The sequence below is a fragment of the Actinomadura rudentiformis genome (assembly GCF_008923185.1).
GTDB lineage: Bacteria > Actinomycetota > Actinomycetes > Streptosporangiales > Streptosporangiaceae > Spirillospora > Spirillospora rudentiformis.
In genome coordinates this window covers 205,333-230,651 of sequence record NZ_WBMT01000010.1, presented here as the reverse complement: position 1 = coordinate 230,651, position 25,319 = coordinate 205,333, and the positions used below count along the sequence as shown (strand labels likewise).

Genomic DNA, 25,319 nt, shown 5'->3' with positions numbered 1-25,319 from the left:
CCGACATGCGCACCTCACACCCAAGCCTGAAGCTCCCGAGCCTGAAGCCCCCGAGCCCAGGCCCTCTGAGTCCGAGGGCGGCGGCGGGCACGACCATCACCATGGCCATCACGGGGAGATGGCGATGCCCGGTGGGCTGGCGATGGCCGATCGTGCTCCGGACCGCGACGGGCTCAAGCTCGATCGCCTGCATGTCTCGTTGGGGCCGGTGCTCAACGACTGGCCGGCGGGCCTGGTCCTCCGGGTCGCCATGCAGGGCGATGTCCTCCAAGAGGTGCAGGCTGACGTCTACGCGCCACATGCCGATGCCACCGCGTTCTGGGATGAGCCGTGGCATCGCCTTCTCAATGGCGAACGGGTTTCCCGCGGAGAACTGGCCCGGCGCAGGGCGGCGTCCCATCTCGACAGTCTCGGCCGGCTGCTGGGCGTGGCCGGGTGGGAGGGCGCCGCGTGGTCCGCTCGTGGTCTGCGTGACGATCTGATGGCCGGGGCCGAGCGCGCAGTGATCACGCCGAGGTTGGCGCGGTTCGCGCGCCGGATCGGCCGTTCGCGGCTGCTGCGGGCGATGACCGACGGCCTGGGAGTGATCGACGTTGGGACCGCCACAGCGCACGGCGTCACCGGTCCGGCGTTGCGCGCGGCCGCTTCAGGGGGCGATGCCACGGCACGTTGGCAGATCTGGCTGGCGGAGACCACTGAGGCGCTCGCTGACCTGGAGCCGGGCGAGGCGGACACGCCCGCCGAGACAGTCGAAGGACCACGCGGTCCGGTGGATGAAGGAAGGGCGCCGAGCGAGGGTTTGCTGTCGGCGTTGCCCTCGCTGGTGAACGGGGCGGAGTTGGCGGGGGCACGGCTGATCGTGGCGAGCCTGGACCCCGATCTCGACGTTCTCTCCGAGCGTGCCACCCTTCAGGCGGCCGCTCATGGGTGAGGACATCGGGTTCTGGGCGGTCGCGGGACTCCTGGCGGCGGTGGGTGGACTGGCGGTCGCTGCAGCGATGCTGGACTCGGTCATGGGCGCCGCCGCGATGGGCCACGCACGTCCAGTGGCAGCGATGCTCGATCCCGTTCGGGAGACCGCCCGGCTCCTTGTCCAGCAGCGCAGCGTCGTGCCGGCCTCGGACTCCGTGCTGCGGCTGATCGGCACGGGCGGGATCGTTCTGGCCGCCGCGCTCGCGGCCCTCGTGGTCCCGGTCGGTATGCGGCCTGTCGCGGATCTCGACATCGGCGTGGTCTGGTTCAACGCGATGGAGGTCCTGGTCTGGGCGGCGCTGTGGCTCATCGGCTGGGGCTCCAACGCGGCCTTCGGTCTGGTCGGCGGCTACCGCATCATCGCGCAGGGCTTGGCGTACGAGCTGCCGCACATGTTCGCGCTCATCACCGCCGCGTTGGGTGCGGGGTCATTGCGCGTAGGTGATGTCGTCGCAGCGCAGTCCGGGTTGTGGTTCGTGGTCTGGATGCCGGTGGCGTTCGCCGTCTATCTGCTTTCGGCCCTGGCCATGGCGTTCTGGGGGCCACTCGGACAGCCGGTGGACGAAGACCTGGCGGGCGGTGCGGTGAGCGAGCTGGCGGCTGTCGACCGGCTGGTCTTCCTGGCGGGCCGGTATGCGCTGCTCGCGGTCACGGCGGCGTTCGCTGTGCCGCTGTTCCTTGGCGGGGGAGCGGGGCCGTGGTTGCCGGGCTGGCTGTGGATGCTGCTCAAGACGTTGGCCGTTCTCGGCGTTCTGGTGTGGGCGCGCTGGCGGTTGCCCACCATGCGGATGGACCGATTCATGGAGGCCGCCTGGGTGGTGCTGATCCCCGCGATCCTGCTCCAGGCCCTTGTCGTCGGCATCGTCGTCGTGGCGCGAGGTTGACATGGGTGACGCCGCGTTCTGGATCTTGGCCGTCGGTGCGGTGGTGACCGGCATCGGCGTCTTCCAGATGGACTCGATGGCGCGGGCGACGTTCCTGCTGCTCGCCTCTTTCCTGTGCGGCGCGGGAGAACTCCTGCTGCTGGGGCTGGGCTATCTCGGCATGGTGATCGTGCTGATGATGACCATGGAGATGGTCGTCATGGCGGTCTTCATGGTCATGTACATGATGAATCCGGCCGGCCTGATGCCGATGACGATGGTCCACAACCAGCGCCCTGCCACCGTCATCGCCGTGGTGACGTTCGCCGGGCTGGTCGCCGGGATCCTGCTCACCCCGTGGCCGGAACGGAAGGGCGCTCGGCCGATGGATTCGACCATGCAGGTCGGTGAGGCGATCATGGGCCCGCAGATGCTGCTGATGATCGTGATCGGGGTCGCCATCCTGGCCACGATGATCGCGAGCGTGGTGCTGGCGACCGACCGGGGCCGGTACGACCGGTACGGCGACCGCCTCGAGCGCCGGCGGCCCGACGACCCGATCCCGGGAGGCCGCCGGTGACACTCGACGCCTTCCTGATCCTGGCCGCCGCGTTGTTCGCGGTCGGCCTGTACGGCGCGCTGACCCAGCAGTCCATCGTCATGATCATGATGGGTCTGGAGCTGATGGTGAACGGGGTGCTCGTGGCGGGCGGCGCGTTCTGGTACTTCGTCGCCCCGGCCACGGCCGACGGGCAGCTGGTCGTCCTCGTCGCGGTCACCGTCATGGCGCTGGAGATGGCGATGGGCTTCGCCGCCACGACCGCCATCTTCCGCGCCCGTGACGTCGACGTCACCGACGACGCCGAGGACCTCAAGGGATGAGCGCCCTGGTCTGGTCGCTGCCGGCCGTGCCGCTGGTCACGGGCGCCGCCCTGGTCTCGGCCGGACGTCGCGGCGATCGGGCCGCTCCGGTTGCCGGAGTGAGTGCGGCCGCGCTGTCACTGGGCCTTGCGATCGCCGCAGCGTTCGTACGGCCGTCCGCGATGGCACCGTTCATCGCGGGCGCTCCGGCCGGACTGGCCGTCGACGGCCTCTCGGCGGTCATGGTCGTGACGGTCACGGCAGTGACGTTCGCGGTGCTGGTGTACTCGGTGGGGGAGTTCGGCCCGGAGGAGGCGCGGGCGCGTTTCTTCGGGCTGATGTTGCTGTTCGCCGGGTCGATGCTCGTGACCGTCACGGCCACGACGTTGCCGCTGCTGCTGATGGCCTGGGAGGTCATGGGCGCCACCTCGTACGCGCTCATCGGCTTCTGGTGGCGAGAGCCACGGCGGGTGGACGCCGCCACCACCGCGTTCCTCACCACCCGCGCCGGTGACCTGGGGCTCTACATCGCCGCCGGAGCCGCGCTCGCCGGTACCGGCACGCTTGTGCTCGACCAGCTTCCACAGGCGAGCAGCGGCTGGCGACATGTGATCGCCGCCGGTGTCGTCGTCGCCGCTCTCGGCAAGTCGGCGCAGCTTCCGTTCTCCTTCTGGTTGTCGAGGGCGATGGAGGGCCCCAGCCCGGTGTCGGCTTTGCTGCACTCGGCGACCATGGTCGCGGCGGGCGCGTACCTCCTCCTCCGGCTTCAGCCATTGCTCGCCGCCACCGGCTGGGCAGGCCCGCTCGTCGCGTGGGCTGGCGCCGTGACCGCCCTGGTGCTGGGCGCGATCGCCATCGCGCAACCCGATCTCAAGCAGCTACTGGCGGCTTCGACCTGTGCCCAGATCGGGTTCATGGTCCTCGCCGCAGGAGCGGCCGGGGTCGGTGGAGGCGTCGCCCACCTCGTCGGGCACGCAGCGACCAAGAGCCTGCTGTTCCTGGTCGCCGGCGTCTGGCTCGCCACGCTCGGGGCCAAGGATCTGGAAAGGCTGCGCGGCGCTGGCCACCGCCTGCCCCGCGTAGGCGCCGCCTTCACCGCAGGAGGGCTGGCGCTCGCCGGGTTGGCGCCGCTTTCCCTGTGGGCGACCAAGGATGCCGTGCTGACGTCGGTCTGGGCGGAGGACTCCGCCTTGTACGTGGTGGCGCTCGTGGCTGCGCTGCTCAGCGCGGTCTACTCGGCCAAGGCGATCACGATCGTTTGGCGGCGCTCGGGCGACGTCGAAGAGACCTCTCGCGATGCCACGGAGACCTCGGGCGCGGTGGGCGGATGGCGGGCTGCGCCGCTGCCGGTGCTGGCCGTGATCGCCGCCGTCCTGGGCGTCTATGCCGTCCCGGCGGTCGCCGAGGCGTTCGCCGAACTGATCGGTTCTCCGGCGACCGAGCCTGCCGGATGGCAACTGCTCCTGTCGGCCGTGCTCGCGCTGGCGGCGGTACTCGGCACGATCACCGTCGTACGTCGTGGGGTGCGGTTGCCAAGCCGCGCACAGGTCACGTTGGCGAGCTGGCTGGGGCTGGAACGCGCGGCCCATCTGCTGCTCGTCCGCCCGGCATTCGCGCTCGCCCATGCGCTCGCCCGCTTTGACGACCGGGTCGTGGACAGGGGAGTGGACATTGCCGCCGATGCCGTCCACAAGGCGGCGCGGCTGGCGGACCTGCGGGCGGAACACCCGATCGACGCGGTCGTGGGGGCGGTCGCCGGTGCCTTCCGTGGGCTGGGCCGCCTGGCCCGGCGGCCGCAGACAGGACAACTGCACGCCTACTACGCGCAGGCGGCGGCTCTGTTCGCCGTCCTCGCGGTGATCTTGGTGTTGGTGAGGTGACCGTGCTCAGCTTGGTGATCTTCTTGCCGCTGGCGGCCGCGTTGATCCTGGGTGCGGTGCCACGCATGACGGGCACAGTTGTCCGGGTCGCGTGGGTCACGGTCTCCGCGGTCGACGTCGCCCTGGTGGTCTGGCTGTGGATCGGCTATGACGCGGGCGAAGGCATCGGTCATGAGACGGACCTGCAGTGGATCCCGTCGGTGGACTCGGGCTATCACGTGGGCGTCGACGGGCTCTCACTCCCGCTCCTGGCGCTCACGGCGGTGCTCTTCCTCGCCTGCGCCGTCTATCCGGCACCCGAGGGCGGCCGGTTCCGTGTGTACGCCGCACTCTTCCTCTTCCTGGAGTCGGTCTCCCTAGGGTTGTTCGCGGCGCTGGACCTGATCCTGTTCTTCGTCTTCTTCGACCTGTCGATCGTCGGCATGTACTTCGTGATCGCCGTGTGGGGGCATGGTGAGCGCGGGCGGGCGGCGCTGAAGTTCTTCCTCTACACCTTCCTCGGCTCGCTCGCCCTGCTCGTGGCGTTCATCGGGCTCTTCCTCGCCGCCGACCCGCACACCTTCGACATGGTCGAGCTCTCCCGGCAGAACCCGCTGGCCAGGGGAGGAACGACCGCCGGGCTGGTGCTGCTCGCACTGGGGACCGGCTTGGCAGTCAAGACCCCGACCGTGCCGTTCCACACCTGGCTTCCACCCGCGCACACCGACGCGCCCGCCGCAGGCTCGGCGATCCTCGCCGGGGTGCTGCTGAAGATGGGCACGTACGGCTTCGTCCGCATCGCCATGCCGATGCTGCCCGACACCTGGCGCCGCTACGCCTGGATCATCGTCCTCGTCGGGCTCGTCAGCGTTCTGTACGGGGCGCTGGTGGCGCTGGCCCAGGAGAACTTCAAACGGATGGTGGCCTACACCTCCGTCAACCACATGGGCTACATCGTGCTCGCCGTCGGCGCGGCCGGCGTGCTGGCACGCGGTGACGCGCAGGCGCGGGAGCTCGCGGTCACCGGCGCGGTGACCCAGATGGTCAGCCACGGGCTCATCACCGGCGGGCTCTTCCTGATCGCGGGCGTCCTCTACGACCGGCGCCGCACCTACGAGATGGGCGAGTACGGCGGGCTCGCCGGGCAGGCTCCCATGCTGAGCGGACTGACCGCCGTGGCCGCGTTCGCCTCGCTGGGACTCCCGGGCTTCTCCGGCTTCATCGCCGAATTCCAGATCTTCACCGGCGGCCTGGCCACCGCCACGGTCGCGACTGCGCTCGCCGTGCTGGGGATCCTCATCACGGCCGGGCTGTTCCTACGCGCCTACCAGCGCATCTTCCTCGGCACGGGCGACACCGCGTTCGCTGATCTCACGGTCGCCGAATCGGCCGCGATCGCGCCGCTGCTCGTCATGGCGCTGATCATCGGGATCTTCCCGCGATTCCTGCTGGATGTGATCGAACCCGCCTCGCGCACGGTGGTGGAGCTGGTCGCCCGGTGAACGAGAATCCAGTCGCGCTGCTGCCCGAGCTGATCCTGCTCGGGGGAGCGGTCCTCGGTCTGCTCACCGGCCTGTTCCTGCCCCGGGCACGGCAATGGGTCGTCTCGGTCCTCGCCGCTGTGGCCCTCGTGGCCGGCATCGCCGCCGCCCTTGTCGCGGCCGCCGGGCCCGATGAGATGGCCTTCGACACGTACGCCATCGACATCGGCACGCACGCCACGCGGATCACGGTGATGGCCGCGATGCTGCTCGTGCTCGGGATTTCCCGCGACACCATCCGCGGGCACGCCCGCGAGACCGAGTTCGTCACGCTCCTGCTGCTCGCCGCTCTGGGCACGGTGCTGCTCGGTGGGGTGAGCGACCTGCTCGTGCTGGTCGCCGCCTACCTGCTGGCCAGCATCCCCGCGTACGCGCTCAGCGGCTTCGGCAAGGACACCGCCGGCACCGAGGCGGCGCTGAAGTACTACCTGATGGGCGCCTTCCTGGGCGTCGCGATGCTCGCAGGCGTCACCATCCTGTACGGGGCGACCGGGGCCACCGGCTATGGCATGCTCCGTGAGGCGGTTGGAGGAGCGCCCTTCGGTGCCGTCGCCGTGGGCATCGTCGTCCTGCTCGCCGGACTCGCGTTCAAGATCGGGGCTGTCCCCGGGCACTTCTGGGTTCCCGATGTCGCTGAGGGCGCGTCCGCTCCGGTCGCGGCCTTCGTCACCACCATCCCGAAGATCGGTGGGATGGTCGCGGTCTACCGGCTGTTCGACCAGGCACTGGAGCCGGCCGAGGCGCGCTGGCGGCTGCTCATCGCGCTCATCGCGGCGGCGAGCATGACGCTGGGCAACCTCGCCGCCTTCTTCCAGGACAGCCCCCGCCGCCTGCTCGGTTATTCGACCATCAGCCAGGTCGGTTACGTGCTGCTGGCGGTGGTCGCTGCCGGACGCGACGACACCTTCGGGCTTGCGGCCCTGTTGTTCTATCTCGCCGGGTACGCCATCACCAACCTTGGCGCCTTCGCCGTCGTCGCCGAATTCCCAAAGGCCACGACGCTTTCCAGCTACGCGGGGCTCTTCCGCCGCAATCGGGGCCTCGCCCTGTCCCTGATCGTCTGCCTGCTCGGCTTGGTCGGTACGCCGCCGACGGCTGTGTTCGTCGGCAAGGTGAGCGTGTTCACGGCAGCCACCGACGCGGGTTTCGCCTGGCTGATGGTCGTGGCGGCGATCAACACCGTCGTCAGCCTCTTCTACTACCTGCGCTGGGTGGTGCCCCTGTTCGCCCGGGAGGTCCCGTCTTCCAGCCAGGGGACCGCTTTGGAGCCTGCCGGTTCATGGAGTCGAAGCGTCGCGTACGGATGCGCCGTGGCCGCCGTCGCCCTCGGCCTCGTCGCCGGACCGGCGCTTGACGGCTTGAGCGGAATGCTCGTTCGATGACCGGGAACCGGACGGCGCCCCATGAAGCCGGCCGCACACGGGCTTTCGACGGCACAATGAGGAAATGGAGGTGACGCTGTGGCTGGATTGAGCGGCTCTCTTGAGCGCGCTGTGATGGACGTGCTGTGGTCGGCGCCGCGGGCGCTGCGGGTTCGTGAATTGTTGGAGACGCTGAACGACGGTGCGCGCAAACCGCTCGCTTACAACACAGTCCAGACTGTGGCGGAACGCCTTGTGGGCAAGGGGATGATCGAACGCACCCCAGATGGCCTGGCCTTCAGATACGCACCGAAGCGAGGTCGTGAGGACTACGCGGTCGATCTGATGTTGGGAGCGCTCACCGAATACGACGACCATGGCGCGGTCCTCACAAGGTTCGCCGAGAGCGTCGCCCCCGAAGACGCCCAACAGCTGTTGGAAGCGCTACGCCGGCGCGCCAGTGGCAAGGAAGTAACTTGAACGCATGTCCGTGCTGCTGATCGGCCTGATCGCCGCCACCATCCTGCTGGGGTATCTGGCAGGGCCTGTGCTGGTCCGGCTGCGTCCGCTCGCCGACCATCCGGGTGCTCTGGTCGCATGCTGGGCGGGTCTGCTGCTGGGCACGGTCACGGCGACGGCCGCTCTCACCTCGATGGCGTTGCTCGTACCCCCGACCCCCGGGCATGGGCTCCTGGAGTGGCTGCACGACTGCCTGCCTCACCACTCGCCGGTGGCTTTCACCTTGGGCGGCCTGACCAGCCTGGCGCTCCTCGGCGCCTGCGGGGCGCGGCTGGCGCAGGGGCTGCCCCGGCTCTGGCGCGCCGTCCGCCGCCGGCGTGAGCACCGCTCGATGCTGCATCTCGTCGCACGAGAGGATCGCCGGAACGCCGACGTCCTCCTTCTCGATCATCCACTCCCGGTCGCGTACTGCCTGCCTTCACGCTGGCGTCCGATCGTGGTGAGCACGGGCGCCCAGACCCGGCTCACCGGCCTCCAACTCCAGGCCGTCCTGGCACACGAGCGCGCCCACCTGCGTCAGCGCCACCACGCTCTGCTGCTCTTCCTGGACCTGGCGCACACCTTGCTGCCCTGGCTGCCCACCGTCCGCCTCGCCAAGGCGACTCTTCCGGTGCTCCTGGAGATGTCCGCCGACGACGCGGCGGCGCGCAGGTGGGGACGGCACACCCTCGCCGGCGCGCTACGCCAGGTCGCATCCACACCCGGACTCGCCGGAGCCCTCGCGGCAGCCGGCACTGGAGAAGGATTGTTGTCGAGGCGCCTCACACGGCTTGAGGCCCCCACGTCCGCGGTCACGCCGCACCGTGCGCGGCGAGCCGCCGCCTGGATCGTGGCTGCCGGCACGGCGGCGATACCGGTGATCACCGCTGCCGCCACGCTCACCTCACTTGCCGGAGTCTGCTGACACGTCTGCGGCAAATGAGGCAATTTGCCAACTCGGGTGGCGTATGTGGACACAACCTCCTACGCTCTGTCAGAGCCATGGCTCCTATGCCCTGTAGGAGCACCGTGCGGTGACGCGCTGGGTCGGCGAACGACAGGAGAGATGCGCAGATGCAGCGACGAGGCGCCACGGGCACGAGCCATGGGCTCACCCGCTTCACCGCCATGGCTGGAGCGGTTGTCACCGCGACGCTGGTGTTCCTGCCCGCGGAGCCGGCCGTGGCAGAGCCTTCGCGCCGGGAGTTGACCGCGCAGGAGAAGAAGCTCGCCGATCAGGCCGAACAGCTCAGCGAGCAGTACAACGGGCTGCGGGTGCGGCTGCAACAAGCCCAGCGTGCCGCGAAGGTCGCCAAGGACAACGCGCGGCGCCAGAACGAAACCCTGACCAAGGTGCGTGCCCAGGTCGCGCAGGTGGCTGCGGACGCCTACAAGAACGGCGCGGTCGACCCCACCACCGCCATGGTCTCATCTGGCGACCCGCAGGCGATCTTGGACCGCTCCGCCACCCTGAACTTCCTCGCCCAGCAGCACGGCACACAAGTCGGGGCTCTCCTCCAGGCCGTGCAGTCTTCCGAACGGGCCCGCAGGTCGGCGGAGTCGCGCGCCAAGGAGGTGCGCGACCTCACTGCCGAGGCCGAACGCAAGCGACGTGAGCTGCAGACCCGGCTCACCAAGGTTCAGAAGGCGCTGGGGAAGATCACGCCGTCCAAGCCAGGGCAGGCCCCGAAGGTCGCCCCCGGTAAGGCTTCGGCCAAGGCGATGGGCGCGGTCCGTGCGGCGTTGAGCCAGCTGGGCGTTCCCTACTCGTGGGGCGGCGGCAGTGCCTCCGGGCCCACCTATGGCACCGCGCAGGGCCGCAACATCAAGGGCTTTGACTGCTCAGGGCTGACCCTGTACGCGTACGCCCAAGTAGGGATCAACCTGCCGCACTACACCGGCAGCCAGTTCACCGCGGGCACCCGGGTCTCGCAGGGCCAGCTCCAGCCCGGCGACCTGGTCTTCTTCTACAGCGACCTGCACCACATGGGCATGTACATCGGAGGCGGCAAGATGGTCCACGCCCCGCAGACCGGTGATGTCGTCAAGGTCAGCTCCATCTCCGGCCGCCCCTTCGCAGGCGGAGTCCGCGTCGCCTGACCCGCCCCCATCCGGCCGTCCGAAGTTCCAGCACGCAGTGGAGCTTGATCCGTTGCTCCACTAACAACCTGATCACCCCCGGCCCGACATGCTGTTCGTGCTCGGGTGCGGCGTGCGGGAGTTCGTGGCCGACGGAGCGCTCGGCGTCGAGGCCGGACTCGATCTCGCCCAGGTAGGTGACCTCCTGACCGGCGACGCGTTCACAGCTGAAGTCCGAGCCGACGAACGTCGCGCCGCCCAGAGGGGAATCCGAGGCGCTGACCAAGATCCCCGAGCACGCCCGCTCCCTGATCGATATCTCGACGGTGACCTGGTAAAACACGCGGCGAGGGACCGGATAGTGCAAGCGTTCTAATAGGTCATCGGTGAGCTCTAGCGGCGGAATACAAGGGCCCACTGCGCTTGGGCGGGGGCCCGTCGGGGTCGAGGGAGACCCGTTCGCCCTTGATGTTGACCTTGGTGGCCTGCTCCCAGTGCCGCCGGACCGTCTGGTCGGTGATCTTGGCGTAACTGGCGGTCATTCGGTGCGATTCGTGATCCAGAAGGACTCGGACGACCTCTTGCGGGACGTCCTGGTTGATGAGGCGGCAGGCGAAGGTGTGCCGCCGCGGGTGCGGCGTTCCGTCTCTGCCGTGACCACCAGGGCGATGACCGTCAGCAGGGACAGCAGTGCCCATGCCGGGGTGAAGCTGCTGGTGAGGTCGACCAGCAGGCCGAGCACGGGCGGCACCGTCACGATGGCGATCTGGTTGACGGACATGGCCAGCCCCAGGGCGAAGCCGGTCTTGCCCGGTGGGGCCTCTTCGGTGACGTAGGCGACCCATGGGCCGTACCAGCCGAATCCGAAGAAGCCCAGCCAGACGAAGGCGCAGGAAGCGACGACCGGTGCCCGCCCGGCCGGTGTCACCAGCACTGCCAGCCCAGCGATCACCGCGACCATGCAGACCAGCACGATGGCATAGCGCCCGGAACTGGTCCGGTCACTCCAGGCCGCCAGGCATATCCGGCCCGCAACGCCCGCGCCCTGGGACGCCACCAGGATCAGGGCCGCCTGCCCGGCGCCGACCGCTGACGCCTGGTGGAGGTGGAGCACCGTCAGGACGCCCACGCCGTATTGCACCGAGATCAGGCTGATCCCCGACAGCATGATCTTCACTGTGGACGGTTCACGGAGCATTCGCAGCCGGGCGCGGAGCTGTGCCGCGAGGGGGTCCGGCGATCCCTTGTCCTGCAGGGTGGGTAGCGTCGGCGGCCGACGGTAAGAGCCCATGAAGAGTCCGGCTCCGAGTAGCGCGGCGAAGCCGCCGGTCAGCAGCGTCGCCCGCCAGCCGAACTCCTCAGCGACGAACGGGAGTACGGCCGAGGCGAGCGCCGCGCCCAGCGGCAGCCCGGCCTGCCGGATACCCATCGCGAATCCGCGCTGTGACGCGTCGAACCAAGAAGCCACCGACTTGCTCCCACCTGGCTGGACGGTGCTGTATCCCACGCCGACCACCAGCAGCGCGACCAGCAGGGCCGTGTATCCCGGCGCCAGGCTCCCCGCTCCCAGAGCCAGTGCGACCACACCGGCCCCGATCCCGACAACCCAGCGCTCGCTGTAGCGGTCCAGCAGCTCGCCGGCCACCAGCAGCCCGGCCAGCGGCGCGAGCTGGGCCGCCGAGACCAGCAGGCCCAGCTGCGCCGTGCTCAGGTCCAGGGCACGGTGAAGGTGGACGCCGAGCGCTCCGATGCCACCCACAAAGAAGCCGGACGCGGCCTGGGTGAAAGTGGCGATGCCCAGCACGATCCAGCGATAGCGCCACGGGTCCGCGGTCTGGGATCCGGCACGTCCGGCGGTCTGTTGCCCCATGCCGACCACACTGCTGTAATAGTCTTATGCAACTCAACCCTTACGGCGAGGACGCGGTGAACCTGGCCTCGGCCCTGGCCAACCGTCGGCCCGAGCACGCGGCGGAACTGGCAGACCGTTGCAGCGCCGCCGGGCTCTTGATGGAGCGCCCGGTGACAGCGGACGATCTCGGCCGCGCCCAGGCCGCACTGGACGCCTGGGAGGCGATCGTCGACGCCGCAGGGGAGCAGGAGCGCGCCGATCTGCTGAACCGGATGCTGGCCAAGGCCGCTGCCTTCCCACGACTGACCTCCCACTCCGGTACCGGTTGGCATCTGCACTACCGGGACACGGAAGAGCCGCTCGGTTCCGTACTGTTCACGCTGTTCGCGGTCGGTACCTCACTGCATCTGGCGGGCCGGGGCATGCACCGGCTGCGGCGCTGCGAGGTGACCGAGTGCGGCGCGGCCTTCGCCGATACCTCGCGCACCGGACGGCAGCGCTACTGCTCCCAGCGCTGCGCCAACCGCGACGCCGTCCGCAGGCACCGGGCGCGAGCCGCGGCCACCTGACCAGTTGCGGGATAGTGCGAGATCTCCGTCAGGTCCGTGGATGGTTGACGCCGTTCTCCGCCAGGGACCAGGCCAGGATCTGACGGATCGTTGGCCTCGGAGGCGTCGAACCATGTGTCGTGCAGCGCCCGCACCTCTTCGGCGCTCGGCTGGTCGGTGAACGGGAACGAATGGTGTTCGTGTGCGACGACCCACCGGCCGTCCTCGTTGCGCAAGCCGAGTGTCAGCCGCAGGCGGTTGGCCGGGTTGGCGGCCAGTTCTTCTGCGGTGCCGCAACGCAGCATGGCGTGCGCGAACGCTACGTCGTCGCCGGCGGTGACGTCGAGCGACTCGATCTCGAACGAGGCGCCGCCGGCCTGCCACTCAAAGAATGGGGGCCAGGTCTGGCGGTAGGCGTCGATGCCGCGAACGCCCTCGTACGGCGGCGGCACGTCGAACATCACGATGTCGGTGGCGTGGTCGGCGAGCACCCCGTCCATGTCGCCTGAGTGCACGGCCTGGGCCCAGACCCGTTAGAACGTATGGTCTGCAAGCGGAAGCCGAGACTGGAGGCCTCTGTCTCATACCTGCCGCCGGCATCAAGGCGGTGGCGACCCTGAGCGCGGAGGAGTTGCCCGACGCTGCGGGGACCCGTCCCGGCGTGGTGTTCACCGTGCTGGCCATGACCGCCTGGCGCGGACGGCCGGGGCGAAGGGGCTCCAGGCGAACCAGGTGGGCAGGGCGCGTACCAGGTGCGGGGTGCCGGTCAGCGTGACCGCGCCGATGGCGGTGGCCTGGGGGAAGGTGACGATGCCCGAGAAGACCCGCATCAGGGCGACCGGGTCGGTCAGCACGATGACGTCGGGTGGAAAGCCGGGGTGGTCGGTGCACACCGAGGGCTCGCCACGGTCGAGGACCAGCCAGATCCGCAGCGGATCGGGTCCCCGGTAGTCGAACTCGATGACGACGCGTCCCTCGGGAAGCCGGTCGGTCGCAAGCCGGCGGGACATCCACCAGGTCAAGGTGACCGGGTCGACCTCATGCGGCTGGGGTTCGCTGAACATCCAGCGCACCGCCCACTCCCCGAACGCCATGATGACGCCTTCCAGATCGTGGCCGGCGGGGGTGAGCCGGTACTCGTGCCCGCGACCGCCGGTGATCGGCACCCGTTCCAGGACACCCTTGCGTTCCAGGTGGCGCAGCCGCTGGCGCAGCAGCGAGCGTGAGATGCCGGGCAGGCCCCGGTCGATGTCGTTGAACCGCCGGCTGCCGAGCACCAGCTCGCGCACGATCAGCGGCGTCCACCGGTCGGCGAGCACCTCGCTGGCCAGCGCGACCGGGCAGTACTGGCCGTAGTCCCGCACCGCCTCATTGTGGCCGAGACGACCCGGCCGGTACAGATTCCGGACCGGCTAGGTCCAGAGTCTGTACTGGTTCTGGAGCCCGGCGCGGACTTGACTTCCCGGTGAACGCAGAGCACAGGAGGTCGCCATGAGCACCACGTTCGATCCCGTCGCCTTCAAGGCCACGACCCGCGCGCAGTGGGAGCAGGCCGCCGAGGCCTGGCACCGGTGGGGTCCGGCCATCGAGTCCTGGCTGGGCGCCGCCACCGACACGATGCTCGACGCCGCGGAGATCGGCCAGGGCAGCCGGGTACTCGACATCGCGGCCGGCGCCGGTGGGCAGACCCTCGCCGCCGCCCGCCGGGTCGGCCCGACCGGCCGGGTGCTGGCCACCGACATCGCGCCCGCCATCCTGGCGTACGCCGCTCAAGCCGCCGCTGACGCGGGTCTGTCCAACGTGGACACCGTGGAGGCCGACGGGGAGGATCTGGCCGCGGTGGCCGAGACGGGCTACGACGCGGCGATCTCGCGTGTGGGCCTCATCTATTTCCCCGACCAGCAGGCCGCCCTCGCCGCGATCCGCCGGGTCCTGCGCCCCGGCGGCCGTATATCCGCCGTTGTGTACTCGACCGCCGACGCCAACCCGTTCTTCGCGATCCCTGTCTCGATCATTCGCCGGCGCGCCCAGCTTCCTCCGCCCGCGCCCGGGCAGCCCGGCCCGTTCAGCCTCGGCGGCCCCGGGGTCGCCGAGCAGGCCCTGGCTGAGGCGGGGTTCACCGGGATCACCGTGACGAGAGTCCCGTCACCGCTGCGCCTGGACAGCGCCGCCGAGTGCGTGCGGTTTGAACGCGAGTCCTTCGGCGCCCTCCACCAGATGATGTCGGGGCTCAGCCAGGAGGAGCGGGAGGACGCCTGGCGGGAGATCAGCGAACAGCTCACCCAGTTCGATGGACCCAAGGGGTTTGAGGGGCCGTGCGAGATGCTCGTTGTCGCCGCCGCGACCCCTGTCTAGCCGGACGGTGCGTGCAGGAGCTGCCAGCTGACGAGCATTGCTCGTGATTATCCCAGGCCTTCCTAGGAACATGAGGGACGCAGAGCCCTTCCGGGCGGTGCCCGCCGGGCCAGACTGCCTTACCGAGACGGCCACAATCCCGACTCCACCTGGCTGTTCCCCGGCCGCTGCGCCAGCCAGCCTCCCCACCCCGAAACCCTCGGCAAACATCTCACCCGCCTCGGTATCTCGACCACTTCCGCACGAAGCGCCGCGCTGGCCCAGCACCTCCACGACAGCCCGGCACCCGTCGTCGCCCAAGACCTCGGCTTCCACCCGATCACCACAGCCAAGATCACAGCCCGGACCGGACCCACCTACAGCCGCTACGCTCCCGGCAAAAACACAGGGTCACCACGGCCCACTCCTCAGCGGAGAACTCGCGACACTTGAATACACGCCTCTGCCGGTCCGGGACCCCAGTGGCACGGTCGACCGTCCGACGGGTGCCGGCATGGTGCGTTGAACCCGCCGCGTACAACACGCTCTGTCTGGGAGACAAGTCGTTGCCCAGGATGGTCACCTGGCACACCGTCGACCCGGATCAGCGCGAGATCGGGGAAGCCTGTCGTCCGTCCCCCGGATCTATGTCCGGCACGGCGCGCACGACCGTGCCTGGCTAGGCGCTTCTTGCGAACGCCGCGGCATAGGCCAGATCCTCGTCGGCGTCTCCCAAGGCCTTTTTGCAGGCCGGCACAGGCGCGCGGCGGAGCGTGTAGTCCAAACTCGTGGAAGGCTGCTGCGGCAGCACGAACGTGGGTGCGGCAGGACGCTTGTCCCTACCTGATCTTTCGGGTGTAGACGACACGGTCGGCGAGACGTTCGGCCTGGCCGGGTGGGGTGAAGTAGAGGTCGAAGGTGTGGCGGCCATTGGGTGCGATGGTGATGACGGTGCGCATGGGGATGCTCTTGCCGAGATATTCGGGGCCGAGCAGGCCAGGGTCGGTGAATGCGCCGGGGATGGACAGAATGGAGGGGGCGCCGGTGACGGGGGCGCCGCGGTAGGTCATCGCGGTGGGGGTGGCGTTGTCGAAGGTGGTCCATTCGTACCGGCGGTCGATGTTGGAGAAGCCCAGGATCCCGACGCGGTAGTAGCGGTTTCCGGCGAGCGTTCCTTCGGCCCTTTCCTCTAGGAAGCGGCCACCGGTCTTGCTGATCCAGCGCACTTTGACGGTGATGTCGCGGGAGACGACCGGCACACCCCCTCCCAGGAAGTAGTTGGTCTTGACGACCTTCCACTCGCCGATCAGGGGGTCGAGCCTTCGGTGGTGTAGGCCGGGCGTGAGGTTGTCCGCCGCGGCGGCGACCGGGCGCTGTGCGGCGGGCTGGTGCTGGACGGACGCGCCCGCCACGCCGCTCAGGCCGACGATGAGGGCGGCCGCTGCGGCCGGAAGGGAGATCTTATTGATCACTATCTGCTCAACTCCATGAGTCGGTTCGTGGGACGGTCACAGGTGAAATGGCGGCCGCGGCATCAGCGACCAGGGTCATGCCGGGTCCTGGTGGTGGACGATGAACGGGATGCCGGTGGCTGCCCAAGCGAGGGTCGGGTGGGAGACGGCAGGCGCCGACCCGGACCGACAGCCGGTTTGATCTCGGGAGTCAGCCGCGACCGGTCAGCGGAGATCTTCGGTGTGGGCTCTCGCCCACTGCTCAAAGGCGCGGGCGGCCGGCCAATGACTTCCTTTACGGCTGGGTGGATCTGCGACTCGTCGAGTGTGCGTCTCGGCATCCGACAGCGCGAGCAGGTTGGTGTGGAGAGGTGGGTCCAGCCGACCGGTCGCTGGTGCGGTACGCGTCCGGCGCGAATTGGCCAGAGCTCCCCGTACGCGAGGGCCTGCACGCCCCCGGCGTCCATGATCTCTGGCCGGCGCACAGCGTCGGTCCCGTCCGGTCAGGGAGTAGGTGGGAATGGTCATGCCGCCGACATTAGGGGCGCATGCCGCCGCGCCACTTCCGTCACATGACTGGGTTCAGGTGTACGGCGGAGCCGCCCGCTTAGGTCAGCACGCGGCCGGCCAGTTCGGCACGCGAGCTCACGCCCAGCTTGGGAAAGGCCTTGTACAGGTGGTAGGCGACCGTCCGCGGGCTCAGGAACAGGTGCGCGCCGATCTCCCGGTTGGAGGCACCTGTCGCGGCAAGCCGAACCACCTGGAGCTCTTGAGGTGTGAGCGTTCCCAGCACGTCGGCGTGGCGGGAGACCGGGACGCCGGAGGCGCGCAGTTCTGCGGCCGCGCGATCGGCCCAGGGGGTTGCGCCGAGGCGGTCGAAGGTCTCCAGAGCCGCCTCCAAATGCCTGCGGGCCTCGCCCCGCCGCTGGTGGCGGCGCAGCCATTCGCCGTACAGCAGCTGGGTGCGAGCCCGGTCGAAGTCCTTGCCAGAATGCCGGTGCCGCTCCAATGCCCGCTCGAAACCCTCCCCGGATCCGGCCAGCAGAGCCTCGCACCGGTGCAGCAGGGCATCGACCCAAGGCTGGCGGACGGCCTCGGAGAGAGCGCGGATGCGTGCCAGGGCCCACCCGGCTCGCTCAGGAGTGCCCAAGCGGACCGCGGCCTCGACGTAATCGGCACTGGCGAGCGACCAGAGGTGCGCGTGGCGCGCGGGTCCGGTCACCGCATCGTCCAGCCGCCGCAGCACGGACTCGTGGCGGCCCGCGCCCAAGTCGAGCACTATCAGCGTGTAGGTGGCCCAGGCAAAACCCAGCGTCCATACCTCCTGACGAGCGGAGGCCCGCTTGGCCAAGTCGCGGCAGCGCTCCTCTTCCCCCGCGACTCCGGCCAGCCAGGCGGCCAGACCGGTCAGATAGTCCTGCCAGTACGGCGACCCGAGGTCTTCGGCGATGCGCAGCCCCTCACCCACGCTCGCCTGCGCGGCTCGATGGCGGCCGTCGAGCAGCTGAGCCACGGCCAGCAGCGTCATCGCCTGCGCAAGGTGGCCCATCCTCCCCGCCTCGCGGCACTCGGTGACCAACCGTGCGGCGAGCTCGATCATGCCCTCCAGGTCGCCGCTGATGAGGCCCACGGTGGCAGCCAGCAGCCGGGTCTCGAACGGCAACGACTCCTCGCGGCTCAGGCCGGTGGCGGCGCTGGCGGCCATCGTGATGTCGCCTTCGATCAGTTGGCGCATGCCCTGGTTGAAGGTGCGGACCGCGTCCAGCGGCCCATCCAGGCGCGGGGTCAGCTCCTCGGTGCGGCGGGCCAGCGGCACCTGGTCAGGGTGGGTGCTGCTGCCCCACACATACAGGCTGGCCTGACCCAGCATCGACAGCGCCGTCACCGGGTCGGTCTCAACGATCGCCGCGACGCCCTCCTGCAGCAGCCGGGCCGCCTCCAGCGGCCGTCCCGACCGGAAGGCCAGGATCGACCGTGTCCTGGCCAGCTCCGCGGCCACGCCCGGGTCCCGTGCCGGACCCAGCAGGCCGGCACGGTGGGCCAGATCGTCGGCGCGCTGCCATAACCCGGCCGCCGCGGCCGCCACCGCACCGGCCGCCAGCCGACGCCGGCGCGCCTGCGGATCAGCCGACAGCTCGGCGGCCCGCGCGTAGGCCGCCGCCATGGTCGCCTGGCCGCCCCGCTGCCGCGCCCGGACCGCCACCGCCTCCAGGCCGGCGGCGACCTCCTCGTCGGGCTCAAGAGTCACCGCCGCCAGGTGCCAGGCGCGCCGGTCGTCGTCCACCGCCCGTGCCAGCGCCCGGTGCGCCGTCATGCGCTGCGCCACGTCGGCCGACAGCCGCGCCGCCGTACGCACCAGCGGGTGACGGAAACGCACTCCGCCCTCCGTTACCGTGACCAGCCCGGCCCGTTCGGCAGGAGCGAAATCGTCCAAAGCGGAGCCCAGCTCCCGCAGCACCCGTGTCAGCGTGACCAGCTCGCCGGTGTCCTCAAGCGCCGCCACCAGCACGCAGGTCCGCGCCGCGTCGGGCAACGCGGCGATCCGCGCCCGGAAACCGGCCAGCACCTGGCCGCTCACCGGCTCACCCCCGCCCAAAGAAAAGGCCGACGGGGAAGAGGCCCCCGCCCGTTGCTCGGGAGTAAGGATCCGCGGCAACTCCAGCAGGGCCAGCGGATTGCCCTGCGCCTCCACGGCGATCTGCTCGCGGACCGCCAGCGGCAATTCCGCGGTGCTCTCGGCGAGCAGCCGATCGGCCATGGCCCTGCTCAAGCCCCCCAGCCGCAGTTCCGGCACATCGGCGGCGGGAAAAGGGATCGGCTCATCCCTGGCGGCCAGCACCATGACCACCGGCTCGGCGTGCAGGCGGCGAGCCACGAACGCCAACGTGTCGGCCGACTCGCGGTCCAGCCACTGCGCGTCGTCCACCAGGCACAGCACCGGCCCGTCCGCGGACAGCTCGATCAGCAGGTTCAGTGTGGCGATGCCGATCAGGTAGCGCTCGGCGGGCGCGGCGTCGTCGGCCATGCCGAAGGCCGCGGTCAGTGCTTCCGCCTGACGCGCGGGCATGGCCCGGACGCGATCGATGACCGGGCGCAGCAGCAGGTGCAGTGCGGCGAAGGGCAGCGAAGCCTCCGATTCCACCCCGCTCACCCGGAGGAGGCGCATCTGCGCCGTGACCGCCGCGTATTCCAGCAAGGCCGACTTGCCGATGCCGGCCTCCCCGCGCAGGAAAAGCACCCCAGCCCGGCCAGCACGAGCATCGTCGAGCAGCCGCGCGATCGCCTCCTGCTCCTTTTCCCGCCCGTACAGCATCGCTCTCCTCTGCGAAGGATGATCGCCACCAGCTTCGCATGTCACTCAAGGCGTGAGCGTTGCCAGCTGGAGGAGCCCGCGTGTGCGCAACTCGGCGAATGCGGCCAGGCGTCCGCTCGTGCCCGCCCTCATGGATGATGTGAGCGGCGGCGGCCATGGCGCTGAGGTCGTTGCCGTTCACCGTGTACGGAACGTCCGGCACCACGACGGCCTGGTTAATGCCGCACCCTCGCCCAAGGCGGCACCCTGGTCCGGCCCGCGCTGACCGAACGCCTGCTCCACGCCGCGAGACAACTACCGGACCCGGGCGAGATCAAAGACCCCCGCCGCAACCGCTGACCGCCCGGGAACTCGACGCCCTGCGGCTACGCCAACCGCCTCCAAGACGTCGACGCCACAGTGCCCCCCGCTGCGGTCCCTTGAGATCGGGTGCGACCGAGACTTGGTAGAGCAGTGCGGCCCGTCGCTGTGCCAGGGTTCACGGCCTTTGCAGTCGGCTCGGGGTGCCGATGCCGGTGGCCAGTTCGGTGCGGAACGCCGCCATGACTTCGTCGGGGCCGGCTGAGGGTACTTCGGCTTGGACGGAGGCGATTTTGGCGGATTCGGTGGCGAGCCAGTCTCCGGCGGCGGTGACACGTTCGTCGACGGTGAAGATGCCTTCGGCGGCGAGGACTTCGTACGGTAGCCAGTCGATGGCCAGGCGGCGGGCGACCCTGTCGACGACGGAGCGGACGCGGGGGATCGCCGTCTCGTATCAGGCACCGCCGGTCACCACCCAGGCTCCCATCCCGGCCCGGCTCCTGAGCCGGACCGCCGGATAATGGTTGGCGGCGACGGCGCTCCGGCAGCCATTGTGTGATCATGCTCGACCACGCACAGGTGAACGCCTTCATCGAGGACGGCTTCGTCCGGATCGAGGGCGCGTTCCCCCGGGAGATCGCGGACGAGTGCCGTGAGATCATCTGGCGAGACCTCGGCGCCGACCCCGCCGATCCGGCCACATGGCCGCGGCCGGTGGCGGCACGCCCGGACTACACGCAGACGCCGTTCGTAGCCGCGGCCAACACGCCACGCTTGCACGCTGCGTTCGACACCCTCGTGGGAAAGGGACGCTGGACGCCGCGCACCAGTCTGGGCGGCTTCGTGATCCGCTTTCCCGGGAACGAACCGGCCGTCGTCGACGGGTGGCACGTCGACGTGAGCTTCCCCGGCCCCGACTCCGATCCCAACGACTACATGACCTGGCGCGCGAACGTCCATTCCAGGGACCGCGCTCTGCTGATGTTCTTTCTGCTCTCGGACGTGGGGGAGGACGACGCCCCCACCCGCCTCCGCGTCGGCTCCCACCTGGACGTGGCGCGGGTCCTCGAACCCGAGGGCGAGGAGGGCTTGGACGCCAGGGAGTTGGCCCGGCGGGTGGACGCCGCCACCGGGCACCATCGGCTGGCCCACGTCACGGGCAGCGCGGGCGCTGTCTACCTGTGCCACCCGTTTCTGGTGCACGCTGGCCAGCCACACCTCGGGAAGAATCCGCGCTTTTTGGGCCAGCCGAAGCTCGTCCCGGCCGGACCGCTCCGGCTCGACCGCGCGGATGGGGCCTTGTCGCCCGTCGAGACCGCGATCAGGCGAGGCCTCGGACGGTGACCATCCACAAATGTGCCGTCGTGGCGTCGCCTCCAACACCTTGTGGGCCGACCAAGTGCGCAACGGTCAGGTGCTCTCGCTGTGGAAGGCCAAGCAGTTCAAACTGATGTTCTGGGTCCTGGACATCGGACATCTCGACGGCCTCCTGCCTGGCACCCGCGCAGTCTTCACCTGGTTGACCGCCTGACCTCAAGCAACACAGGCCGTCCATCCGGATTCGGTGGACGGCCTGTCGATGTTGCCGGTTTCGTGCTTACGAGCAGGCCGCCTGACTGCAGGTCGGTGAAGTTGGCGGCGGCCGAGCAGGGTGTGCTGGAGGAGGTAGTCGGCAGGCGGTGTAGTAGATCGCGACCGCTGCCTGGATTCCGGTGGCCACCGCGGTGATACGGCCCGCGGGCCTTGTCCAGGACCTCCTGCCGGTCCTTTCCGCTCAAGATCTCCTGGCCGGTCTTGGGGACTTTCTCCTCTAGGTCGATGCCGTCGACGTGCTCGACCCACCAGGCCGTGGCCGGCCACAGCAACACCACCACGACGACCAGGCCGAGAGCGACGACGGTCGCGCCGACCAGCCACCACGACCAGTGCGTCCCGGCCGCCGGCGCAGGGGCAGGGGCGGGCTGCTGGCCTGGAGCGCTCACGACGCTGTTGTAGAACCTGGCCCAGCGGCCGCGCAGGGGGCAGATCACCGGATCGGCCCCCTGCGCGGCATCAGGCTGGCATTGCGGTGCCCTGCGGCCCGGTGGAGACTGCCTGCACCGCAGGGGCGGTGAGTCCCTTTTGCCTGAGCGCCCCTGCGACCATCCCTCCAGGCCGCTCCAGGCCCCCGTTGGCCCAGGCCGCTTCAGGCCCCCGTTGGCGCCGCCCGGGCCTGGCTGCGGCCACGGCTCGGCCGGAGCCGCTCCGCTATGACTGGGTCTGTGGGTCTCCGCCGAGGTAGTACCTGCGCCAGGCCTGCTCGTACTCCTCCAGGGAGACGATGCCGTCGCCGTTGAGGTCGATGTCGGCCGCGGTCTGGCGGGCCTCGTCCTCCGGGAGGCCGGCGCTCTGGAGGAACCTCTGCAACTCCGCCAGGTCGACCTGTCCGTCGTCGTTGGCGTCGACCACCGCGAACTCCGCGGCGACCGCGTCGGTGACGCCCTCGGTGAACATCGAGCCCCTGCTCATCCCGCCGTCCATCGCGTTGATGAACTCCTCGCGCGTGATGCGCCGATCCGAGTCGGCGTCGGCGTATTCGCTGATGATCTCCCAGAAGCGCTGGTATGCGGCACGGAGCGCCTGACCCTTCGCCGAGTCGACGGGAATATCGCCCGCGTGAAGCAGCCCGTTGGCCAGCGCCGCCAGATCGTTCGCCTCGATCACTCCGTTGCGGTCGGTGTCAAGCAGGTCGAAACTGCGCCCGTACCAGGGCGCCACGCCGTCGCTCATGTGACTCTCCCTCTCCATGACTGCGGAGAACGTCACCGTACGCTCACATAGCGTGCCGAGTCTATAGCGCAGAGTGCTCGAAGACTCGGTGGAACGGTAGTAGTCGTTCAGCCCATCGGCTGACAGAAACTCGCCGATCACTCCCTGGCCGCGGTAGAGCCGCTGGCGCTTGCGCTGTGGGCTTTGGCACGAAGAATCCAGGCCGGTGCAGGTCGTGTTCCATCCAGACAGACGCCTCGTCGGCTTGGATCATGATGAACACGTCTTGCCAGCTTTTGGCTCGGGGCATGACGAGCATCGGAGCGAGAAGTCGCGGTAAGCAGACCACGGCGACTCACGTTGGCGTGACTTTCGTTTGGATGCGTCCTGGGTTTCGGCGTTGAGATCCACCAGGGGTCGTCGTAAGGCGCGCTGTTCCGCTCCTCCGGCACATCAGGGTTGCCGGCCACACCCTCGCGAAAATAAGGATCAAAAGGCAAGCTCAGGTGAATTTTGCTGCGAATGCTTCTGTTGTTCGAGCTATCTCCTGGGCCACGTCCGGGTCGGTTTCCGATCGCTCCATCTGCTCCAGGATCGGGTGGAGCTCTGGCCAGGCCGTATAGCGGATGGCCCAAACGGTCGCCATCCGGACCCTCGCATCGCGATGACCGACCGAGTCATGGATGCGGATTCGAACCTCCTCGTCAAGGGAGAGAGGAGCTCCGACTGCGAGACGAAGCAGGGCCTTCGCCCAACCTGCCGGATACATGTTCACATCGAAGTTCTCCGCCAGGTGCGCCAGCGAGTCGACAGGCAGGCCCGTTTCGATCTGCCGTGCGACGTCCTCGGCGGCTTGAGGGTCGTGGTGTTGGACGACCATGTAGAGGACATCGGCGAACTCATCGATGATGAAGTGAGCCAGGTTTTCTTCGCCCAGGTCCCAGCGGGCCTCGTAGAAGACGCCCCGCTCCGGGTCCCTCGGCACATGGCCCAGATACCGCCAGCCCTTTCGTTTGGCGAAGGCCCAGATGTCCGCGTCCGCGACGCTGTTTCGCAGAACGAGCCGACGACTTGAGTACCTCACCTGCCACACCTTCTCACCGTGCCGCGATCATGCATGTTCAAACCCACCGTGGCGATGCGTCGCGTGCTGGGTCTTAAAGGTCCTAACAGAAAGGTCAGTGGACAAGGTGGCGCCAGCAGATGTTGGTTGCTGTGAGGGTGATGAAGGCCTGGTGGATGTCGTCGTGGATCTTTCAACGGATGTGCAGGCGGCGGGACCAGTGCGGGAGCGCGATCGTGTGTTCGACGATGTAGCGGTGCTTGCCCAGGCCAGAGCCGTGCGCGGTGCCGCGGCGGCTGATCCGGTGTTTGATGCCCTTGGCGCCGATCAGCCGCCAGTAGTTGTCGTGCGCGGACGCCGACGCGTCCTCCTCGAGAGAGGCAACATCGAGCGGCACCCGAACCCGAGCCAGAGCCCGCTGGGCCCGAGCCGAAACGCCGAAGCGGCCAGCGCCGCCAGACCCGCGGGACTCGTGCGGGCTGAAGGGGCGACGGCTCAGGGCAGGCCAGGCAGGCGGGATTGGCCAGGCTGCTCGATGTGGGAGGTCAGGGTGGGCTGGCACAGCACCAGCGCCAGGTCATCTTCGAACTGGCCGCAGACATGGTTGAGGACGAGGTCCAGCAGCCCCTCCAGGGCGGCTTCCAGCAACGGCTCGTTCAGTACGGCGATGGCCTGATGGTTCAGGGTGAACATGGTGCTGTGGGAGTCCTTGGCCTCGATGAGGCCGTCGGTGTAAAACAGCAGCCGCTGGTCTGGGTCTAGGCGGACGTGCTGCAGCATCGGTTCGGGGTTGAGGCCGAGCGGTGGGGTGGGCTGTGGGGGGTGCAGCATTTGGGATCCGGGCCCGATGCGTAGTGGAGGTGGGTGGCCGCAGTTGACGAGACGTACCTGTCCGGGGGCGAACTCGGCCAGCAGCACGGTGACGAAGTCCTCGGCTGCCAGCTCGGGGCTGATGCGCGCATTCAGTTCCTTGGCCAAGCCGGTGAGGCTGGCGGTGGCGAATACCGTTTCGCGGAAGCAGCGCAGCACGCTGGCTGCCTGCTGGATGGCCGGAAGGCCCTTGCCCTTCACGTCGCCGATGATCAGCCGTAGTCCGTAGGGCGTCAGTGCGACGTCGTAGAGGTCGCCGCCGATCTGCGCCTCGCGCGTGGCGGATCGGTACCGGTGGGCGAACGACATTTGACCGACCTCGGCCGGTATGGGCCGTAGTAGCGCCTGCTGGGCCACCTGGGCCACCTGTGTCATGCGTGTGAGCGCCCGCTCCCGGTCGGTGCGGATCCGCGCGGCGAGGGCGGCGAAACTCGCGCCCACCGCCACGATCAGACACCGCGTCAGATGGTCAGCGGTGCCGAAGAACTCATCAGGGACGCCCACCGCTACCGCCAGCACCACCGCGTAGCAGCCGGCCAGCGCGGTCCACAGGCCGGTGCAGCGGGCCGAGGCCAGCATGGGCCCGGCGATCAACAGGCCGATGAAGACCACGGCGGCGCCCAGCGCCGCATCGGCGATCGCGATCACGGAGGTGAGCGCCAGCGCCAGCAGCAGCCATCGCCTGTCGGAACGCATCGGCTTCCCCCGACCAGTGGGTGCTAGTCAGCCTTCCCGCAGCCAGTAGTCAGCATCTCACCAACAGTGACTGTGTCGAGGTAGAAACAACCAAAAAACCCGCACTGCAC

26 protein-coding genes are annotated in these 25,319 nt (G+C 69.2%); 15 read left to right on the top strand and 11 right to left on the bottom strand.

Going from position 1 to position 25,319, the window contains the following annotated elements:
- Positions 1-124 precede the first annotated feature (124 nt).
- The 11 genes from F8566_RS22400 to F8566_RS50045 all read left to right on the top strand — a co-directional run bounded on the left by F8566_RS22400 (position 125) and on the right by F8566_RS50045 (position 10,410).
- Entirely contained in the window at positions 125-931 is an 807-nt protein-coding gene (locus tag F8566_RS22400; RefSeq protein WP_151562885.1) for a hypothetical protein, read from the top strand.
- Positions 924-1,856, top strand: a complete 933-nt coding sequence (locus F8566_RS22395; RefSeq protein WP_151562883.1) for a complex I subunit 1 family protein — start codon at positions 924-926, stop codon at positions 1,854-1,856. Before F8566_RS22400 ends, F8566_RS22395 begins: the two co-directional genes overlap by 8 nt.
- Before the next feature lies 1 nt (position 1,857).
- A complete protein-coding gene (locus tag F8566_RS22390; protein WP_151562880.1) occupies positions 1,858-2,415 on the top strand; it encodes an NADH-quinone oxidoreductase subunit J in 558 nt (185 codons plus the stop codon).
- Positions 2,412-2,717, top strand: a complete 306-nt coding sequence (nuoK, locus tag F8566_RS22385) for an NADH-quinone oxidoreductase subunit NuoK (RefSeq protein WP_151562878.1) — start codon at positions 2,412-2,414, stop codon at positions 2,715-2,717. Before F8566_RS22390 ends, nuoK begins: the two co-directional genes overlap by 4 nt.
- Entirely contained in the window at positions 2,714-4,576 is a 1,863-nt protein-coding gene (locus F8566_RS22380; protein ID WP_151562875.1) for an NADH-quinone oxidoreductase subunit 5 family protein, read from the top strand. Before nuoK ends, F8566_RS22380 begins: the two co-directional genes overlap by 4 nt.
- Positions 4,573-6,057, top strand: coding sequence for a complex I subunit 4 family protein (locus F8566_RS22375; protein WP_225993412.1), 1,485 nt, complete (start codon positions 4,573-4,575; stop codon positions 6,055-6,057). Before F8566_RS22380 ends, F8566_RS22375 begins: the two co-directional genes overlap by 4 nt.
- On the top strand, positions 6,054-7,478 hold the full coding sequence (locus tag F8566_RS22370; RefSeq protein WP_151562873.1) for an NADH-quinone oxidoreductase subunit N: 1,425 nt from the start codon (positions 6,054-6,056) through the stop codon (positions 7,476-7,478). Before F8566_RS22375 ends, F8566_RS22370 begins: the two co-directional genes overlap by 4 nt.
- 78 nt (positions 7,479-7,556) lie before the next feature.
- Complete coding sequence (locus tag F8566_RS22365; protein ID WP_151562871.1) at positions 7,557-7,937, top strand: BlaI/MecI/CopY family transcriptional regulator; 381 nt, start codon at positions 7,557-7,559, stop codon at positions 7,935-7,937.
- A 4-nt stretch (positions 7,938-7,941) separates the two neighbouring features.
- The gene (locus F8566_RS22360; protein WP_151562868.1) at positions 7,942-8,880 is read left to right on the top strand and encodes a M56 family metallopeptidase; all 939 of its coding nucleotides are present in this window, start codon (positions 7,942-7,944) and stop codon (positions 8,878-8,880) included.
- A gap of 149 nt (positions 8,881-9,029) precedes the next feature.
- On the top strand, positions 9,030-10,055 hold the full coding sequence (locus F8566_RS22355) for a C40 family peptidase (protein ID WP_225993411.1): 1,026 nt from the start codon (positions 9,030-9,032) through the stop codon (positions 10,053-10,055).
- 88 nt (positions 10,056-10,143) lie between these two features.
- Complete coding sequence (locus tag F8566_RS50045; RefSeq protein WP_192809805.1) at positions 10,144-10,410, top strand: hypothetical protein; 267 nt, start codon at positions 10,144-10,146, stop codon at positions 10,408-10,410.
- Positions 10,411-10,414: 4 nt separating this feature from the next.
- On the opposite strand, the gene F8566_RS22345 is transcribed toward F8566_RS50045, so the two are convergent.
- Positions 10,415-10,636 (bottom strand): site-specific integrase, encoded by a 222-nt coding sequence (locus F8566_RS22345; RefSeq protein WP_225993428.1) that lies wholly within the window; start codon positions 10,634-10,636, stop codon positions 10,415-10,417.
- Positions 10,573-11,904: an MFS transporter gene (locus F8566_RS22340; RefSeq protein ID WP_151562866.1), complete on the bottom strand. Its 1,332-nt coding sequence runs from the start codon at positions 11,902-11,904 to the stop codon at positions 10,573-10,575. Before F8566_RS22340 ends, F8566_RS22345 begins: the two co-directional genes overlap by 64 nt.
- A 26-nt stretch (positions 11,905-11,930) precedes the next feature.
- On the opposite strand from F8566_RS22340, the gene F8566_RS22335 reads away from it, so the two are divergent.
- Entirely contained in the window at positions 11,931-12,455 is a 525-nt protein-coding gene (locus F8566_RS22335) for a CGNR zinc finger domain-containing protein (RefSeq protein WP_151562864.1), read from the top strand.
- On the opposite strand, the gene F8566_RS51465 is transcribed toward F8566_RS22335, so the two are convergent.
- Both F8566_RS51465 and F8566_RS22325 read right to left on the bottom strand, forming a co-directional pair.
- Positions 12,386-12,949, bottom strand: coding sequence for a nuclear transport factor 2 family protein (locus F8566_RS51465; RefSeq protein ID WP_225993410.1), 564 nt, complete (start codon positions 12,947-12,949; stop codon positions 12,386-12,388). The two genes, F8566_RS22335 and F8566_RS51465, sit on opposite strands and share 70 nt — an antisense overlap.
- Positions 12,950-13,102: 153 nt before the next feature.
- Positions 13,103-13,798, bottom strand: coding sequence for a winged helix-turn-helix transcriptional regulator (locus F8566_RS22325; RefSeq protein WP_151562862.1), 696 nt, complete (start codon positions 13,796-13,798; stop codon positions 13,103-13,105).
- Positions 13,799-13,925: 127 nt separating this feature from the next.
- Between F8566_RS22325 and F8566_RS22320 the strand changes: the two genes are divergently transcribed.
- The gene (locus F8566_RS22320; protein ID WP_151562860.1) at positions 13,926-14,789 is read left to right on the top strand and encodes a class I SAM-dependent methyltransferase; all 864 of its coding nucleotides are present in this window, start codon (positions 13,926-13,928) and stop codon (positions 14,787-14,789) included.
- 818 nt (positions 14,790-15,607) lie between these two features.
- Here the strand turns inward: F8566_RS22320 and F8566_RS22315 are convergent.
- On the bottom strand, positions 15,608-16,240 hold the full coding sequence (locus tag F8566_RS22315) for a DUF1579 family protein (RefSeq protein ID WP_192809804.1): 633 nt from the start codon (positions 16,238-16,240) through the stop codon (positions 15,608-15,610).
- Between the two features lie 586 nt (positions 16,241-16,826).
- Positions 16,827-19,532: a helix-turn-helix transcriptional regulator gene (locus F8566_RS22310; protein WP_151562856.1), complete on the bottom strand. Its 2,706-nt coding sequence runs from the start codon at positions 19,530-19,532 to the stop codon at positions 16,827-16,829.
- 861 nt (positions 19,533-20,393) lie between these two features.
- Here F8566_RS22310 and F8566_RS22305 point away from each other — a divergent pair.
- Positions 20,394-21,176 carry a phytanoyl-CoA dioxygenase family protein gene (locus tag F8566_RS22305; RefSeq protein ID WP_151562854.1) on the top strand — a complete coding sequence of 261 codons (783 nt, stop codon included), beginning with the start codon at positions 20,394-20,396 and terminating at the stop codon, positions 21,174-21,176.
- Between the two features lie 10 nt (positions 21,177-21,186).
- The gene (locus F8566_RS50040; RefSeq protein ID WP_192809803.1) at positions 21,187-21,363 is read left to right on the top strand and encodes a hypothetical protein; all 177 of its coding nucleotides are present in this window, start codon (positions 21,187-21,189) and stop codon (positions 21,361-21,363) included.
- Here the strand turns inward: F8566_RS50040 and F8566_RS22300 are convergent.
- The 5 genes from F8566_RS22300 to F8566_RS22280 all read right to left on the bottom strand — a co-directional run bounded on the left by F8566_RS22300 (position 21,344) and on the right by F8566_RS22280 (position 25,161).
- Positions 21,344-21,814, bottom strand: a complete 471-nt coding sequence (locus tag F8566_RS22300) for a hypothetical protein (protein WP_151562852.1) — start codon at positions 21,812-21,814, stop codon at positions 21,344-21,346. The two genes, F8566_RS50040 and F8566_RS22300, sit on opposite strands and share 20 nt — an antisense overlap.
- A gap of 265 nt (positions 21,815-22,079) precedes the next feature.
- Positions 22,080-22,601: an EF-hand domain-containing protein gene (locus F8566_RS22295; protein ID WP_192809802.1), complete on the bottom strand. Its 522-nt coding sequence runs from the start codon at positions 22,599-22,601 to the stop codon at positions 22,080-22,082.
- 481 nt (positions 22,602-23,082) lie between these two features.
- Positions 23,083-23,664 (bottom strand): hypothetical protein, encoded by a 582-nt coding sequence (locus tag F8566_RS22290; protein WP_151562847.1) that lies wholly within the window; start codon positions 23,662-23,664, stop codon positions 23,083-23,085.
- 172 nt (positions 23,665-23,836) lie between these two features.
- Positions 23,837-24,040, bottom strand: a complete 204-nt coding sequence (locus F8566_RS22285; protein WP_151562844.1) for a hypothetical protein — start codon at positions 24,038-24,040, stop codon at positions 23,837-23,839.
- A 98-nt stretch (positions 24,041-24,138) separates the two neighbouring features.
- The gene (locus F8566_RS22280) at positions 24,139-25,161 is read right to left on the bottom strand and encodes a PP2C family protein-serine/threonine phosphatase (protein WP_151562842.1); all 1,023 of its coding nucleotides are present in this window, start codon (positions 25,159-25,161) and stop codon (positions 24,139-24,141) included.
- Positions 25,162-25,319: the final 158 nt, after the last annotated feature.

Bases quoted from the DNA above. Each gene is read 5' to 3' on its own strand.
- F8566_RS22355 (WP_225993411.1), top strand. From the start codon at position 9,030: ATGCAGCGACGAGGCGCCACGGGCACGAGCCATGGGCTCACCCGCTTC.
- F8566_RS22305 (WP_151562854.1), top strand. From the start codon at position 20,394: ATGCTCGACCACGCACAGGTGAACGCCTTCATCGAGGACGGCTTCGTC.
- F8566_RS22295 (WP_192809802.1), bottom strand. From the start codon at position 22,601: ATGAGCGACGGCGTGGCGCCCTGGTACGGGCGCAGTTTCGACCTGCTT.
- F8566_RS22360 (WP_151562868.1), top strand. From the start codon at position 7,942: ATGTCCGTGCTGCTGATCGGCCTGATCGCCGCCACCATCCTGCTGGGG.
- F8566_RS22380 (WP_151562875.1), top strand. From the start codon at position 2,714: ATGAGCGCCCTGGTCTGGTCGCTGCCGGCCGTGCCGCTGGTCACGGGC.
- F8566_RS50040 (WP_192809803.1), top strand. From the start codon at position 21,187: ATGTGCCGTCGTGGCGTCGCCTCCAACACCTTGTGGGCCGACCAAGTG.
- F8566_RS22395 (WP_151562883.1), top strand. From the start codon at position 924: ATGGGTGAGGACATCGGGTTCTGGGCGGTCGCGGGACTCCTGGCGGCG.
- F8566_RS22390 (WP_151562880.1), top strand. From the start codon at position 1,858: ATGGGTGACGCCGCGTTCTGGATCTTGGCCGTCGGTGCGGTGGTGACC.
- F8566_RS22320 (WP_151562860.1), top strand. From the start codon at position 13,926: ATGAGCACCACGTTCGATCCCGTCGCCTTCAAGGCCACGACCCGCGCG.
- F8566_RS50045 (WP_192809805.1), top strand. From the start codon at position 10,144: ATGCTGTTCGTGCTCGGGTGCGGCGTGCGGGAGTTCGTGGCCGACGGA.
- F8566_RS22400 (WP_151562885.1), top strand. From the start codon at position 125: ATGCCCGGTGGGCTGGCGATGGCCGATCGTGCTCCGGACCGCGACGGG.
- F8566_RS22340 (WP_151562866.1), bottom strand. From the start codon at position 11,904: ATGGGGCAACAGACCGCCGGACGTGCCGGATCCCAGACCGCGGACCCG.
- F8566_RS22310 (WP_151562856.1), bottom strand. From the start codon at position 19,532: ATGCTGTACGGGCGGGAAAAGGAGCAGGAGGCGATCGCGCGGCTGCTC.
- F8566_RS22335 (WP_151562864.1), top strand. From the start codon at position 11,931: ATGCAACTCAACCCTTACGGCGAGGACGCGGTGAACCTGGCCTCGGCC.